Annotated in this window: 13 protein-coding genes; all 13 read left to right on the top strand. The window is 48.3% G+C overall.

Translation table 11 applies throughout. The annotated features are described in order from the left end of the window. Positions 1 to 41: 41 nt before the first annotated feature. The 13 genes from codY (at position 42) to nusA (ending at position 16270) form a co-directional block, all read left to right on the top strand. Positions 42 to 821, top strand: a complete 780-nt coding sequence (gene codY, locus AUC31_RS08480) for a GTP-sensing pleiotropic transcriptional regulator CodY (RefSeq protein ID WP_058380457.1) — start codon at positions 42 to 44, stop codon at positions 819 to 821. A 259-nt stretch (positions 822 to 1080) separates the two neighbouring features. Next, on the top strand, positions 1081 to 1797 hold the full coding sequence (gene rpsB / locus AUC31_RS08475) for a 30S ribosomal protein S2 (protein WP_058380458.1): 717 nt from the start codon (positions 1081 to 1083) through the stop codon (positions 1795 to 1797). An 88-nt stretch (positions 1798 to 1885) separates the two neighbouring features. Continuing rightward, the gene (gene tsf / locus AUC31_RS08470; protein ID WP_058380459.1) at positions 1886 to 2770 is read left to right on the top strand and encodes a translation elongation factor Ts; all 885 of its coding nucleotides are present in this window, start codon (positions 1886 to 1888) and stop codon (positions 2768 to 2770) included. 79 nt (positions 2771 to 2849) lie between these two features. Continuing rightward, on the top strand, positions 2850 to 3575 hold the full coding sequence (gene pyrH / locus AUC31_RS08465) for a UMP kinase (protein WP_058380460.1): 726 nt from the start codon (positions 2850 to 2852) through the stop codon (positions 3573 to 3575). Continuing rightward, the gene (gene frr / locus AUC31_RS08460; RefSeq protein ID WP_058380461.1) at positions 3575 to 4132 is read left to right on the top strand and encodes a ribosome recycling factor; all 558 of its coding nucleotides are present in this window, start codon (positions 3575 to 3577) and stop codon (positions 4130 to 4132) included. The genes pyrH and frr overlap by 1 nt, the downstream gene beginning before the upstream one ends. Positions 4133 to 4284: 152 nt before the next feature. Further along, positions 4285 to 5079, top strand: coding sequence for an undecaprenyl pyrophosphate synthase (locus AUC31_RS08455; protein ID WP_058380462.1), 795 nt, complete (start codon positions 4285 to 4287; stop codon positions 5077 to 5079). Then, complete coding sequence (locus AUC31_RS08450) at positions 5076 to 5867, top strand: phosphatidate cytidylyltransferase (RefSeq protein ID WP_058380463.1); 792 nt, start codon at positions 5076 to 5078, stop codon at positions 5865 to 5867. Before AUC31_RS08455 ends, AUC31_RS08450 begins: the two co-directional genes overlap by 4 nt. Positions 5868 to 5885: 18 nt before the next feature. Beyond that, positions 5886 to 7028, top strand: coding sequence for a 1-deoxy-D-xylulose-5-phosphate reductoisomerase (dxr, locus tag AUC31_RS08445; protein ID WP_058380464.1), 1143 nt, complete (start codon positions 5886 to 5888; stop codon positions 7026 to 7028). 44 nt (positions 7029 to 7072) lie between these two features. Next, positions 7073 to 8332, top strand: coding sequence for an RIP metalloprotease RseP (gene rseP / locus AUC31_RS08440; RefSeq protein ID WP_058380465.1), 1260 nt, complete (start codon positions 7073 to 7075; stop codon positions 8330 to 8332). An 86-nt stretch (positions 8333 to 8418) separates the two neighbouring features. Further along, complete coding sequence (locus tag AUC31_RS08435; protein ID WP_058380466.1) at positions 8419 to 10122, top strand: proline--tRNA ligase; 1704 nt, start codon at positions 8419 to 8421, stop codon at positions 10120 to 10122. A gap of 80 nt (positions 10123 to 10202) precedes the next feature. Beyond that, positions 10203 to 14510 (top strand): PolC-type DNA polymerase III, encoded by a 4308-nt coding sequence (locus AUC31_RS08430; protein ID WP_058380467.1) that lies wholly within the window; start codon positions 10203 to 10205, stop codon positions 14508 to 14510. A 126-nt stretch (positions 14511 to 14636) separates the two neighbouring features. After that, the gene (rimP, locus tag AUC31_RS08425; RefSeq protein ID WP_058380468.1) at positions 14637 to 15116 is read left to right on the top strand and encodes a ribosome maturation factor RimP; all 480 of its coding nucleotides are present in this window, start codon (positions 14637 to 14639) and stop codon (positions 15114 to 15116) included. Between the two features lie 26 nt (positions 15117 to 15142). Next, entirely contained in the window at positions 15143 to 16270 is a 1128-nt protein-coding gene (gene nusA, locus AUC31_RS08420) for a transcription termination factor NusA (RefSeq protein WP_058380469.1), read from the top strand. The last annotated feature ends 3 nt before the right edge of the window (positions 16271 to 16273 follow it).

Here is a 16273-nt window from a genome sequence, read left to right as displayed (position 1 = left end):
CGGTGCGAAATACGTACGAATCATGTAGGAGGTTCATAATTATGAATTTATTGGGAAAAACAAGACGAATTAACTCTATGCTGCAAGCAGCAGCCGGCAAGCCGGTAAACTTTAAGGACATGGCTGAAACATTGAGCGAAGTCATCGAAGCAAATGTCTTCGTTGTCAGCCGCAAAGGGAAAGTACTTGGCTATGCTGTCAACCAGCAGATCGAAAACGATCGCATGAAGAACATGCTCGAAGAACGCCAATTCCCGGTCGAATACACACAAAACCTTTCGAACGTTACAGAAACATCCGCTAACATGGATGTGAACAGCGAGCACACAATCTTCCCAGTGGAAGAGCGCGAACTATTCAAAAACGGCTTGACGACGATCGTTCCGATCATCGGCGGCGGCGAACGCCTTGGTACTTTGTTGCTAGGACGCGTTAACGACCAGTTCGGCGACGACGATTTGATCCTTGGCGAATACGGCGCGACAGTTGTCGGCATGGAGATCCTCCGTGAAAAAGGCGACCGCATCGAAGAGGAAGCACGCAGCAAAGCTGTTGTTCAAATGGCGATCAGCTCGTTGTCATACAGCGAACTTGAAGCGATTGAACACATTTTTGAAGAACTTGACGGCAACGAAGGTTTGCTTGTTGCATCTAAGATTGCTGACCGCGTCGGCATCACGCGTTCGGTTATCGTCAACGCACTCCGCAAACTTGAGAGTGCCGGCGTTATCGAATCACGTTCACTCGGCATGAAAGGAACGTATATCAAAGTATTGAATACGAAATTCCTTGCAGAGCTTGAACAATTGAAAATGAATTAATTCCTAAAGCCGCCCTGGACTATCCAATAGTTCCGGGGCGGCTTTTGCGTTTGTTTGGAAATTACTTTGATCGGCGTTCGGTATTGCAATTTATTGTTTTTATAAATATCAGTTGCAGGCACCAGCAACTGCGTGGTATAATTTCAAATGGTGTTAAATACACACGCATTCCGATCTGTTCCGCAGGTGCCTGTATGGGTAACGGTTCAGAAGCGAAGAGTGCGGAGGCAAACAAAAACCTATTAGGAGGAAACACATCATGGCAGTAATTTCAATGAAACAATTGCTCGAAGCTGGTGTTCACTTTGGCCACCAGACTCGTCGTTGGAACCCGAAAATGAAAAAATACATCTTCGTGGAACGTAACGGCATCTACATCATCGACCTTCAAAAGACGGTCCGCAAACTTGAGGAAGCTTATAACTTCATGAAGCAAGTGGGCGAAGAAGGCGGTAAAGTCTTGTTCGTAGGAACAAAAAAACAAGCTCAGGACGCGATCAAAGAAGAAGCAGAACGTTCTGGCAACTACTACATCAACCAACGTTGGTTGGGTGGTACTTTGACTAACTTCGGCACGATCCAAAAACGTGTTAACCGCATGAAACAGATCGAGCGCATGGAAGAAGACGGCACTTTTGATGTCCTTCCGAAAAAAGAAGTAGTTCAATTGAAAAAACAACACGAACGCTTGGAAAAATTCCTAGGCGGTATCCGTGACATGAACGGTCTTCCAGACGTAATGTTCGTCGTAGACCCTCGTAAAGAACGCATCGCAGTAGCAGAAGCTATGAAATTGAACATTCCAATCGTAGGTATCGTTGATACAAACTGCGACCCGGACGAAATCGATTACGTAATCCCTGCAAACGATGATGCTATCCGTGCGGTCAAACTATTGACTGGCAAAATGGCTGACGCTCTTCTTGAGTCTAAGCCTGAAGAAGACGAAGAAGCATCAGCGGAAACTGCTGAGTAATTCGCAATGTTTACAGGTGATAAGCGGCCAACCCCACTTATCACCTTTTTTTGAGAAAACACAGACAAGTTGAAGGAGGAATTTAATCATGGCAGTTACAGCTCAAATGGTTAAAGAATTGCGCGAAAAAACAGGCGCAGGTATGATGGATTGCAAAAAAGCATTGGTACAAACAGATGGTGACATCGATGCAGCTCTAGATTTCCTTCGCGAAAAAGGATTGTCAAGCGCTTCTAAAAAAGCAGACCGTATTGCTGCTGAAGGGATCACTTCGATTCTTGAAGAAGGCAACGAAGCAGTCATTTACGAAGTTAACGCTGAAACGGATTTCGTAGCAAAAAACGAAGGCTTCCAAACTTTGGTCAAAGAAATCGGCGAGCACTTGCTTGCAACTAAACCGGCGACAATCGACGAAGCAAATGCTTCTACTATGTCAAACGGCTTGTCAGTAGCGGACCACATCTCGAACGCAATCGCTAAAATTGGTGAGAAAATCACTTTGCGCCGCTTCGAGATCCGCACTAAATCAGACAACGACTCTTTCGGCCCTTACTTGCACATGGGCGGCCGCATTGGCGTTCTAGTTGTATTGGAAGGTTCTTCCGATTCACAAGCTGCACGCGATATCGCAATGCACATCGCTGCACTTAACCCGAAATATATTTCACGCGACGAAGTGTCTGCTGATGAAGTAGAACGCGAGCGCAAAGTATTGACTGAGCAAGCATTGAACGAAGGCAAGCCGGAAAAAATCGTTGAAAAAATGGTTGAAGGCCGTCTTGGTAAATACTTCGAAGACATCTGCTTGCTTGACCAAGCATTCGTTAAAAACTCTGATCAGAAAGTCCGTGAATTCGCAGCATCTGTTGGCGGTACTGTAGCAGAGTTTATCCGTTACGAAGTGGGCGAAGGCATCGAAAAACGCGAAGACAACTTCGCTGACGAAGTTATGAGCCAAGTCAACAAAAAATAATCCAATTTTCATAAGAATTACCCGGGGAGCACAATGTTGTGTTCCCTGTTTTTCAATAAACGTGTAACGGAGGGTACCGATGAGTGTTCCAAAATACAAACGCATTGTACTGAAATTAAGTGGAGAAGCGATGGCAGGCGGACAAGGTTTCGGTCTTTCCCCTGAAATCATCAAATCTGTCGCAGCGCAAGTGAAGGAAATCGTAGACCTTGGCGTAGAAGTAGCGGTAGTGGTTGGCGGAGGAAACATCTGGCGCGGAAAAGTCGGTTCGGAAATGGGCATGGACCGTGCGACTGCCGACTATATGGGGATGCTGGCAACTGTCATGAACTCACTGGCCTTGCAGGATTCGCTCGAGAAGCAAGACGTGGAAACACGCGTATTGTCTTCAATTGAAATGCGCCAAGTCGCAGAACCGTATATCCGCAGAAGAGCGATCCGCCACCTCGAGAAAAAACGTGTCGTCATTTTCTCGGCTGGAACCGGAAATCCTTACTTCTCAACAGATACGACAGCTGCGTTGCGAGCTGCAGAAATTGAAGCAGATGTCATCTTGATGGCGAAAAACAACGTGGACGGCGTTTATTCTGCTGATCCAAAAACCGATATTGAAGCCGTCAAATACGATGAACTATCGTACTTCGATGTTATTCAGCAAGGGCTTCAAGTGATGGATTCGACAGCTTCCACATTATGTATGGACAATGATATTCCACTCGTAGTATTCTCTATAATGGAAAAAGGAAACATAAAACGAGCTGTTCTTGGTGAAAAGATCGGGACAGTAGTGAGGAGAACATTATAATGCCGAAAACAATCATGAACGATACAAAAACGAAAATGAGCAATGCCATCCAAGCTTTTTCGCGTGATTTGGCTTCTATCCGTGCGGGGCGCGCAACACCGTCTTTGCTTGATAAAATTACGGTCGAGTACTACGGTGCCCCTACACCGATCAACCAAGTAGCCGGCATTTCGGTCCCGGAAGCGCGTTTGATCATGATCCAGCCTTACGATAAGACCGTATTGCCGGAAATCGAAAAAGCGATCCTGAAATCGGATCTTGGACTCAGCCCTTCGAATGACGGCAACGTCATCCGTCTTGCCGTTCCTGCTCTTACAGAGGAGCGCCGCAAAGATTTGGTCAAGCAAGTGAAAAAAGAAGGCGAAGATGCAAAAGTCGTCATCCGTAATATTCGCCGCGATGCCAATGACGATTTGAAAAAGCTTGAGAAAAAGAGCGAAATTACAACTGATGATTTGCGCGGCTACTCGGATGATGTGCAAGATATGACAAACACTCATATCGCTAAAATCGACGACATGGTTAAAGACAAAGAAACTGAGATCATGGCAGTTTAAGCGAACTTCATCTGTTCCCGGGCGTCCTGTATAACAGGACGCTTTTTTCATGCCAAAATTTCGGAAGTGCTTTGAAAGTTCACGCACAACGCGCATTTTTTTGATATGATAAGCAATAGACATTCCGATTGGTTACAAGTGGAGGATTAATTATGTTCAATAAACTATTAAAGAGAAATATAGAGCCGGTAGTGGTGGAATATGGGGAGCGTGCCATGGCCGTAGCCGGCGCAGGCGTACCTTCCCATGTGGCAATTATCATGGACGGCAACGGGCGCTGGGCGAAAAAGCGTTCCATGCCGAGAGTCGCTGGCCATCACGAAGGAATGAAGACGGTCCGCAAAATAACGAAGCTCGCGAGCCATCTTGGCGTCGACGTGTTGACGTTATATGCATTTTCGACGGAAAACTGGAAACGGCCCAAAATGGAAGTCGACTTCCTGATGCGTTTGCCCGAAGAGTTCCTATCGAGTTTTTTGCCGGAGCTGATCGAAGAAAACGTCCGTGTGGAAATGATGGGCTATGTGGATGATCTGCCTGCCCATACGATCCAGGCGATTCAAAGAGCGAAAGAGGCCACCAAGCACAACGATGGATTGGTGTTGAACTTTGCTTTGAATTACGGCAGCCGCGCGGAAATCGTTGACGCTGTGAAGAACTTGGCCGCTTTGGTGCAGTCAGGTGAACTGGATCCATCCGAGATTTCAGAAGACATGATCACGAGCCGCCTCATGACGAGCGGTTTGCCGGAGCCTGATCTATTGATCCGAACGAGCGGGGAGGTTCGTTTGAGCAATTTCATGCTATGGCAATTGGCTTATACGGAATTTTGGTTTACCGACACTTTATGGCCGGATTTCGGGGAAGACTGCTTGCTTGAAGCATTTGAGGTTTATCAGAAACGAAATCGGCGTTATGGTGGCTTGAAGGGGGAAGAAGCAAATTGAAGCAACGCATTATTACGGGAGCCGTAGCGGCGGCTCTATTTATTCCATTTGTCATTATCGGCGGGATTCCGTTTATTCTTTTGGTATACGTTCTTGCAACAATCGGTTTTCAGGAATTGCTTAAAATGAAAGGCCGGAGCCTCATGAGTGTGCCCGGCCTTATTTCTCTTGTGGCCTTGTATGCATTCATGCTGCCTGGTGATTGGTCACAGCAAGTGTACGAATGGACTGGTTATTTGAAAGTGGAGTTCGTCTTCATGGCGGTCATCTTACTGTTAATACATACGGTCGTCGTCAAAAACAGCTTTACCTTTGACGATGCCGCATTCGCAATCCTTGGCACGCTTTATGTGGGCCTCGGGTTCTATTACTTAATCGAAACACGGGAATCGGGACTTGCAGTATTGATTTTTGCCTTGCTTGTCGTCTGGTTCACCGATTCCGGCGCTTATTTCACAGGACGCAAAATCGGAAAACGCAAACTGTGGCCCGAAATTTCGCCGAATAAGACCATTGAAGGATTTGTCGGCGGCATTATATGGGCTCTCGGCATCGCCTTGATCTTCGCCTATTTTGCTGGCATGGAACAGCCATTGCTATTGGTCATCATCGTTGCGATTGTCGCTTCGATTTTCGGCCAATTGGGCGATCTGGTGGAATCGGCATTGAAACGCCATTTCAATGTCAAGGATTCCGGGAAGATGCTGCCTGGGCATGGGGGCATTTTAGACCGCTTTGACAGCATTCTTTTTGTCATGCCGTTATTGCACTTTCTGCATTTTATTTAAGAGAGGATTGTTTTATAGATGAAAAAAATCATATTGCTCGGCGCGACTGGCTCGATCGGCATCCAGACAGCGGATATCATCCGGGAACATCCCGAAGAATTTTCACTGGTCGGATTATCTGCCGGTAAAAACATGGAAAAAACACGCGAGCTCATTCAAGAATTTCAGCCAGAAATCGTCTGCGTCCAGCTTGCCGAAGATGCACAGCAGCTGCAGAAGGAATTTAAAGGCATTCTATTCGTCCATGGCAATAGAGGCCTGATTGATGCTTCGACATATGAAGCGGATGTTTTGGTCAATGCAGTGATCGGCAGCGTCGGGCTCGAGCCGACTTTAGAAGCGATCAAGCTCGGCCGGACAATTGCCATCGCCAACAAAGAAACGCTTGTGACAGCGGGTCATCTCGTCATGCAAAGCGCCAAAAAGTACGGTGCCGATATCTTGCCGGTGGACAGTGAACATTCAGCTTTGTTCCAAGCGCTCAATGGAGAAAAGCTCGAGCAGGCAAGCCGGTTAATCTTGACAGCTTCAGGTGGCAGCTTCCGTGACAAGACGCGCGATGAACTTGCGGATGTTACAGTGGAAGATGCGCTCAATCACCCGAATTGGTCGATGGGATCCAAGATTACGATCGATTCCGCAACGATGTTGAATAAAGGTCTGGAAGTGATCGAAGCACATGTGTTGTTCGATTTTGCCTATGATGATATCGATGTGCTATTGCATCGTGAGAGCATCATCCATTCTCTGGTCGAGTTCCAGGATACGAGCGTCATGGCGCAGCTAGGGACGCCTGATATGAGAGTGCCGATCCAATACGCATTGTCTTATCCAGACCGCCTGCCGCGACCAACTGCCAAACGGCTGGACCTGGCGGAAATCGCGCAGCTGAATTTCAGGGCGATGGATTATGAACGCTTCCGTGCTTTGAAGCTGGCATTTGATGCCGGGCGGGAAGGCGGCACAATGACGACTGTCTTGAATGCCGCCAATGAGCAGGCTGTCGCGATGTTCTTGAACCGACAAATCGGATTTTTGCAAATCGAGGAATTCATCGAACGGGCTATGCTTGCCCATCAGACGATTGCTTCGCCGGATCTCGAAACGATCCTTGCGGCAGATTCTGAAACGAGAAAAACTGTGGAAAACATGCTAAAATAGCGACAGATTAAAACCGAATTAGGTTTATTAAGGATGGGTTCAATATGGAAACAGTATTAGCGTTCATCATCATTTTCGGCGCATTAGTGTTTTTCCACGAGCTGGGCCATTTCCTGTTCGCTAAGCGGGCCGGAATTCTCGTTCGTGAATTCGCTATCGGCATGGGCCCTAAGATTTTAGGCATTACACGAGGCGAGACGCTGTATACGATTAGATTGCTTCCAATTGGCGGATATGTCCGCATGGCGGGCGAAGAAATGGACGCCATCCATCTGCAGGCAGGCCATCGCATCGGATTGCTGTTGGATGAAAAAGGACAGGCTAAAAAAGTCATCCTTAACCAAAAGCATGTCTATCCTGATATCCTGTTTCTGGAAGTAGAACAAGCAGACCTCGAAAAAGACCTTTTCATCAAAGGATACGACGAAGACGAGCAATTGGTGAATATCAAAGTTGCCCGTGATGCGGTAGTGGAAGAAAACGGCCGTGAAACGATCTTGGCGCCTTATGACCGCACATTCGATGCGAAAAATTTGCCGAACCGCTTCATGACGATTTTCGCAGGACCGTTCTTCAACTTTATCCTGGCATTCTTCATCTTCACGGCCATCGGCATGCTGCAGGGAGTTCCGACTTTCGAGCCGGTGATTTCCGAAGTGACAGAAGACAGCCCGGCTGAACAGGCAGGCATGCAAGATGGCGACTTGGTGACGGAAATCGAAGGCCAATCGATCAGCACGTGGGACGAGTTGGTGGAGTCCGTACAAGACAGTGCAGGGACAGCGCTTGATTTTCAAGTCGAGCGTGATGGCGAGCCTTTGAATTTTACGATCACGCCTGAATTGTCCGAGCAAGCTGCAGAAGAAGTCGGCGTCATCGGCGTCTTGTACCAAAGCCCGGTGGAAAAAGACTTTTTCGGTTCATTCGCGTATGGGGCTGAACAAACAGTGTTTTGGTTCAAAGAGATATTCCGCTTGCTCGGCATGCTTGTGACAGGCCAATTCACCATCGATGCCCTGTCCGGCCCTGTCGGCATCTACAAAACGACTGAAGAAGTCGCTCAGTACGGTATCTTTACGCTCATGAGCTGGGCTGGCATGCTCAGCATCAACTTAGGGATCATGAACTTGCTTCCGCTCCCAGCGCTTGACGGCGGGCGCCTCATGTTCTTTGTCCTTGAAGCATTGCGAGGCAAGCCGGTCGATAAACAAAAAGAAGGGATGGTCCATTTTGTCGGGATCATGCTGTTAATGCTCTTGATGATTGTCGTCACATGGAATGACATTCAGCGATTCTTCTTTTAATGAGAGAAAGGGAAGCGTCTAACGCTTTCCTTTCTCTGCTACATAGGGATTTACAAATACAATAACCAGTCGAGGTGTATTCGGATATGAGACAAACATTAAGCTTTATCCCGACATTACGGGAAACTCCAGCTGATGCAGAAGTGAAATCGCATCAATTATTGCTGCGGGCAGGATTTATTCGCCAAAATACGAGCGGGATCTATTCATTCCTTCCGCTCGGCAAACGCGTTCTGCACAAAGTCGAGAAAATCATCCGTGAGGAAATGGAAGCGATCAATAGCGTAGAAGTATTCATGCCTGCCCTTCAGCAAGCTGAACTTTGGCAGGAGACCGGGCGCTGGTATTCTTACGGCGACGAATTGATGCGTTTAAAAGACCGCAACGACCGCGAGTTTGCACTAGGTGCAACTCATGAAGAAATCATCACAAGCCTATTGCGCGACGAAATCAAGTCCTATAAGAAATTGCCGCTAACTTTGTACCAGATCCAGTCGAAGTTCCGCGATGAGAAACGCCCGCGCTTCGGTTTGCTGCGTGGACGCGAATTCCTGATGAAAGATGCTTATTCCTTCCATGCAACAACAGAGAGCCTTGATAAAACTTACGACGATATGATGCAAGCCTACAGCAATATTTTCAGCCGCCTCGGATTGAATTTCCGTGCCGTCATCGCCGATTCGGGCGCAATCGGTGGCAAGGACAACCATGAATTCATGGTGCTGTCAGAAATCGGGGAAGACACGATCGCCTATTCCGATAATTCTTCTTATGCCGCCAATATCGAAATGGCAGCGGTGAATATGGAGTATCCAAAATCCGATGAGCAAGCGCGCCCAGTTGAAAAGGTCTCAACGCCGGATCAGAAGACCATTGCCCAAGTGGCAGATTTCCTTGAGACAACACCGGAAAACTGCATCAAGACACTTGTGTTCAAAGCTGACGACGAACTCATCGTTGTGTTGTCGCGCGGCGACCATGAAGTGAATGACGTAAAAGTTAAGCATATTTCAGGTGCGAAACTAGTCGATATGGCGACTCCAGAAGACGTGCGTGAATTATTGTCTTGCGATATTGGATCGATCGGTCCGGTTGGCTTGCCTGAAGGCACTCGTGTATTTGCGGACAACGCCGTCAAATCGATCGTCAACGGCGTCACTGGCGCCAATGAAGACGGTGTCCATTTGAAAAATGTTACACCTGATGAAGATTTCACGGTAGAAGCATATGGCGATTTGCGCTTTGTAAAAGAAGGCGATGCATCCCCAGATGGCGAAGGCACAATTCAATTCGCCAAAGGCATTGAAGTCGGCCATATCTTCAAGCTCGGCACGACTTACAGCGAACCGATGAAAGCAACATTCCTTAACGACCAAGGCAAGGCGATGCCTTATATCATGGGCTGCTACGGAATCGGGGTTTCCCGCATTGTTGCGGCCGTCGCTGAACAATTCCAAGACGATTCCGGGTTCACTTGGCCGACTGCGGTCGCACCGTATGAAATCCACGTGGTGCCGGTCAACGTCAAAGACGATGTGCAGCGCGAAACCGGTGAAGAAATTTATGAACAACTAAAAGCGCAAGGATTCGAAGTGCTGCTTGATGACCGCAAAGAGCGCGCCGGCGTCAAATTCGCCGATGCAGATTTGATCGGCTTGCCACTCCGCATCACTGTCGGCAAGCGTGCCGCCGAAGGAATCCTGGAAGTGAAAATCCGCGAAACCAACGAAACGGTTGAATGGCATAAAGATGAAATGCAAGACAAGGTACGCGAATTCTTTAAGAAATGAATAATAATCTGATATGATAAAAGGAAAGTACAAACGTACTTTCCTTTCTTTTTCTGAAATAAATGGCGAAGGGGATAATCATGATAAATGAGCAAGACGCCAAAATGAGATTTAAATTGCTGCTGCAGCATCTGGAGTTAACCGACGATGTCCATATGCCCTATTTTGAAGGGGCGGAATTGACGCGCATGACGGTCCACAAAAAAGACCGGGCATGGCGCTTTATTGTCAAACTCAAGCAAGTGCTGCCGCTTGAACTATTTGTTATTTTCCGCGAGCGGCTGCAAGCCAAGTTTTCATCGATTGCAAGCGTTCAAGTGCATATAGAAACACCCGCGCAACAAGCTGACGGCGAGCAAGTTTCCGCATACTGGCGGCATGTCGTCGACGAATTGGCAGATATGGCACCGCCTCTTAGAGAGCGTCTATTGTCACAAGCGCCTGTATGGAACGGCAATAAATTGATCGTCGACTGCTGTCACGAACATGAAATGATGGCTTTGAAATCCAAATACACCGAAAAATTAAGCCAGGTTTTCCAGCAATTCGGATTTCCTGCATTTTCGATCGACTTCCAGCTGTCAGCAGAAGACCAACAGGAAGCGCGTGCTGCCTTTATGGAAGAGCGCAAAGCCGAAGAAGAAGCGATGGCGAAGCGGGCTGTCGCGGATATGAAGAAACGCGAGACCGAACGTAAAGAAAATGGCGCGCCATCCGGGCCTTTCCAAATGGGCTCTGCCATCAAACCGGATGAGCCGATTGTCGAGATCCGTTCAATTGTCGACGAAGAACGCCGCGTCACCATCGAAGGCTTCGTTTTCGATGTCGAAGTCCGCGAGCTGCGCAGCGGCCGTTCGCTATTGACCGTCAAGATGACTGATTATACGGATTCAATCCTCGTCAAAATGTTCTCGCGCGATAAAGAAGACGCGGAGCTCATGGCTCAAGCGAAAAAAGGCATGTGGTTGAGAGCGAGAGGCTCGATCCAAACCGACACATTTGTCCGGGATCTTGTCATGATGTCGAACGATATGGTCGAAATCAATCCATCCGTCCGTAAAGACACAGCCGAAGTCAAACGCGCGGAATTGCACTTGCATTCTCCGATGAGCCAGATGGACGCTGTTTCATCAATCGAATCATTGGTCGCCCAAGCGGCAAAATGGGGCCATCCGGCAATCGCAGTCACTGACCACGCAGGCGTCCAAGCATTTCCAGACGCTTATGCCGCGAGCCAAAAGCATGGCATCAAAGCGATATTCGGATTAGAAGCGAACTTAGTCGATGACGGGGTCCCGATCGCCTATGAAGAACGCCATGCGTTGCTTGAGGAAGAGACTTTCGTCGTCTTTGACTTAGAGACGACTGGATTATCCGCTGTCTATGACACGATCATCGAACTGGCAGCGGTCAAGATCAAGGGCGGGAATATCATCGATAAATTCGAGCGATTCGCCAATCCGCATCATCCTTTGTCGGCGACGACGATCGACTTGACGGGCATTACGGATGATATGGTCCGCAACGCACCGGAAGTCGAAGACGTTATCCGCGAATACCATGAATGGGCAGGCGATCATATCATGGTTGCGCATAATGCTTCATTCGATATGGGCTTCCTCTATGTCGCCTATAAGAAATACGGTATCGATAAAACACATGCCACGATTGATACATTAGAACTTGCCCGCATGCTTCACCCGGAAATGAAAAACCACCGTTTGAACACGCTGGCGAAAAAGTTCAATATCGAACTGACACAGCATCACCGCGCCATCTACGATACGGAAGCGACCGCTTATTTGTTGACGCATCTATTGAAAGAGGCGGACGACAAAGGCATTCTCTATCATGATCAATTGAACGATTACGTCGGGACAGGCGATTCCTATAAGCGCTCACGGCCGACGCATTGCACGCTTTTGGCAAAAGACCAGGAAGGCTTGAAAAACCTGTTCAAGCTCGTTTCAGCTTCCCATATCAATTATTTCTACCGCGTCCCGCGCATCCCTCGCTCATTGTTGCAGCGCCACCGGAAAGGCTTGCTTGTCGGTTCGGGCTGCGATAAAGGCGAAGTGTTCGAAGCGGTCATGCAGAAATCCATGGAAGAAGTAGAGCGCACCGCACAGTTCTATGATTATTTGGAAGTGCATCCGAAAGAAGTGTACCAGCCATTGATTGACCGCGAATTGATTCGCGACGAATGGAATCTAGAAGACATCATCCGCAAGCTGGCCAAAGTGAGCCGCAAGCTCGATAAGCCACTGGTCGCGACAGGAAATGTCCATTACCTTGATGAAACGGATGCCATCTTCCGTCAAGTGCTGATCGGTTCACAAGGCGGGGCGAATCCGTTGAACCGTTCGACATTGCCGAAAGTTCATTTCCGGACGACGAATGAAATGCTCGATGCTTTCGATTTTCTTGGGGAAGAGACGGCACGTGAAATCGTAGTCGACAATTCCCTGAAGATTGCCGATATGATCGATGTTGTCAAACCGATCAAAGACGAACTGTATACACCAAAAATTGAAGGAGCGGATGAAGAAGTCCGTGAACTCAGTTATACGATGGCACGCTCAATTTACGGAGACGACTTGCCGGAAATCGTCGAGGCGCGAATCGAGAAAGAATTGAAGTCGATCATCGGCCACGGGTTTGCGGTCATCTACTTGATTTCGCATAAACTGGTTAAAAAATCGCTTGATGACGGCTATCTCGTTGGTTCACGGGGGTCTGTCGGATCGTCACTTGTCGCGACGCTGACGGAAATTACGGAAGTCAACCCATTGCCGCCTCATTATGTGTGTCGGAAATGCAAGAAATCCGAGTTCTTCGATGACGGTTCTGTCGGTTCAGGTTTTGACTTGAAAGACAAGGATTGCCCGGATTGCGGGATTCCGTATAAGAAAGATGGACAGGATATCCCCTTTGAAACCTTCCTTGGGTTTAAAGGCGATAAAGTTCCCGATATCGATTTGAACTTCAGTGGCGAATATCAGCCGCAAGCGCATAATTACACGAAAGTGCTGTTCGGTGAAGACAATGTCTTCCGGGCCGGCACGATCGGGACGGTAGCAGAAAAAACAGCCTACGGATATGTGCGCGGCTACGCCAATGACCGCGATATGACGATGCGCGGCGCAGAGATCGACCGTTTGGTGCAAGGCTGTTCTGGTGTCAAGCGCAGCACAGGCCAGCACCCGGGCGGTATCATCGTTGTGCCCGATTATATGGACATCTACGATTTCTCGCCGATCCAATTTCCCGCGGATGCGCAAGATTCCGAATGGAAGACGACCCATTTCGACTTTCACTCGATCCACGATAATTTATTGAAGCTTGATATTCTCGGGCACGATGATCCGACAGTGATCCGTATGTTGCAGGATCTGTCCGGTATCGATCCGAAGACGATTCCGACAGATGACCCGGAAGTGATGAAGATTTTTGCAGGTCCCGAATCGCTCGGCGTCACGAAAGAGCAGATCGGCTGTAAAACCGGAACGCTCGGTATTCCCGAGTTCGGGACGCGCTTTGTTCGCCAAATGCTTGAAGATACGAAACCGACGACGTTCTCTGAACTCGTGCAGATTTCAGGATTGTCGCACGGCACGGATGTTTGGCTTGGCAATGCCCAGGAATTGATCCACAACGGCACTTGCCAACTGTCCGACGTCATCGGCTGCCGGGATGACATCATGGTCTACTTGATCTATCAAGGGCTCGAGTCATCACTAGCGTTCAAGATCATGGAATCGGTACGAAAAGGGAAAGGCTTGACGCCGGAGATGGAAGCGGCGATGAAAGAAAAAGCCGTCCCGAACTGGTATATCGAATCATGCAAAAAGATCAAGTACATGTTCCCGAAAGCGCACGCCGCCGCTTACGTCTTGATGGCGGTCCGCATCGCTTATTTCAAAGTTCATTTCCCCGTCCTTTACTACGCCGCATACTTTACGGTTCGTGCGGAAGATTTTGATGTCAACGCCATGGCAAAAGGGTCTCAATCAATCCGTGCCAAAGTGGACGAAATCAATTCACGGGGACTCGAAGCTTCAACGAAAGAAAAGAACTTGCTGACGGTCATGGAACTGGCGCTTGAAATGGTCGAACGCGGCTATTCATTCCAGAAAGTCGATTTGTATAAATCGTCTGCGGATCAATTCCTGATTGAAGGCAATACGTTGATCCCGCCGTTCAACGCTATTCCAGGACTCGGCACGAATGCCGCAAAATCGATCGTTGCCGCAAGAGCGGAAGGCGAATTCCTGTCGAAGGAAGATTTGCAGCAGCGAGGGCGCGTTTCGAAAACGATCATCGAGTACATGGATGACCATGGCTGCCTGGAAGGAATGCCTGATGCCAATCAGCTGTCCTTGTTCTAGTCAGTTGCAGAGCGCCGGGAAGCATGGTATTATTGTAATAACATTTACTGATAGCTCTGTCGCAGAAGAGTGGGTTCTCCCGCTCTTTTCTGTTTGTTATGGCATATTATTGGCAGGAGGCATTTTATGAGCAAAATTACTGAACAAATTGAAGCAATGGCACAACCGATCATCGATGAGCTGGAACTTGAACTGGTAGATGTCGAGTTTGTGAAAGAAGGAAAGAACTGGTTCTTGCGCGTTTATGTGGACAATCCACAGGAGCCGATTGATATCGATCAATGCGCAATCGTCAGCGAACGCTTGAGCGAAGAACTCGATGCAACCGATCCGATCGAGCAAAACTATTTCCTCGAAGTATCTTCACCGGGTGCAGAACGTCCGTTGAAAAAAGAAAAAGATTTCGAAAAAGCGTTGGAAAACTTCATCTATATTAAAACGTACGAGCCGGTGGAAGACGCTAAAGAATTCGAAGGTTACTTGAAGTCATATGATGAAGAACAAGTGGAGATCGAGATCAAGATCAAGACCCGTAGAAAAACCATCAGCATCCCGAGAAATAAAATTGCCATGATTCGTCTGGCGATCGATTTTTCTGCAAGCTGAATAGAAGAATTTAGGAGTGAATAACTATGAGCAGTGAGCTATTGGATGCTTTAGAAGTGTTAGAGAAACAAAAAGGTATATCACGTGACGTGCTGATCGAAGCGATCGAAGCAGCGCTTGTCACAGCCTATAAGCGCAATTTCAACCAAGCGCAGAACGTCCGCGTCGATTTGAACCTCGATACCGGGACGATGCTTGTCTACTCCCGCAAAGACGTTGTCGAAGAAGTCGAAGATGACCGCCTGCAAATCTCATTGGAAGATGCGCATGCACTTAACCCGGTTTATGAAATCGGCGACATCGTGGAAGAGGAAGTCACGCCGCGCAACTTCGGCCGAATCGCTGCCCAAACGGCGAAACAAGTCGTCACGCAGCGTGTGCGCGAAGCAGAGCGCGGGTTGATCTTTGAGGAGTATGTCGACCGTGCAGATGATATCGTCAACGGTATCGTTGAACGCATGGACGCCCGCAACCTGTATGTCGGTTTAGGCAAAGTTGAAGCGGTATTGCCGCAGACGGAACAAATGCCGAATGAAAGCTACCAGCCACATGACCGCATCAAGGTCTACATTACTAAAGTCGAACGCACGACTCGTGGCCCGCAAGTGTTCGTATCACGGACTCATCCAGGGCTTTTGCGCCGTTTGTTCGAGAACGAAGTGCCGGAAATCTATGACGGCATCGTCGAAATCAAATCGATTGCGCGTGAAGCGGGAGACCGTTCGAAAATCTCTGTCCACGCAAACGATGAAGAAGTGGATCCAGTTGGTTCATGCGTCGGATCACGAGGCGGCCGCGTGCAAACAATCGTCAACGAACTTGGCGGCGAGAAAATCGATATCGTGGAATGGTCGGAAGATCCAGTCGTCTTCGTAGCGAATGCGCTCAGCCCATCCAAAGTGTTAGATGTGCAAGTGAGTGAAGACGATAAATCGACGACAGTCGTCGTACCTGATTACCAATTGTCTCTTGCGATCGGCAAACGCGGGCAAAATGCGCGGTTGGCGGCGAAATTGACAGGGTGGAAAATTGATATCAAGAGTGAAACGGATGCCCGTGAACTAGGGATTTATCCGCCTGAGGGCACAGTAATCGTGAAGTCGGATGCTGAAAATGATACAGATGACTTTGATTTTTACGACGAAGAAGAATAAGCT

This window comes from Planococcus rifietoensis, assembly GCF_001465795.2.
GTDB classification, from domain to species: Bacteria; Bacillota; Bacilli; order Bacillales_A; family Planococcaceae; genus Planococcus; species Planococcus rifietoensis.
This window is presented reverse-complemented; position numbering and strand designations above follow the sequence as displayed.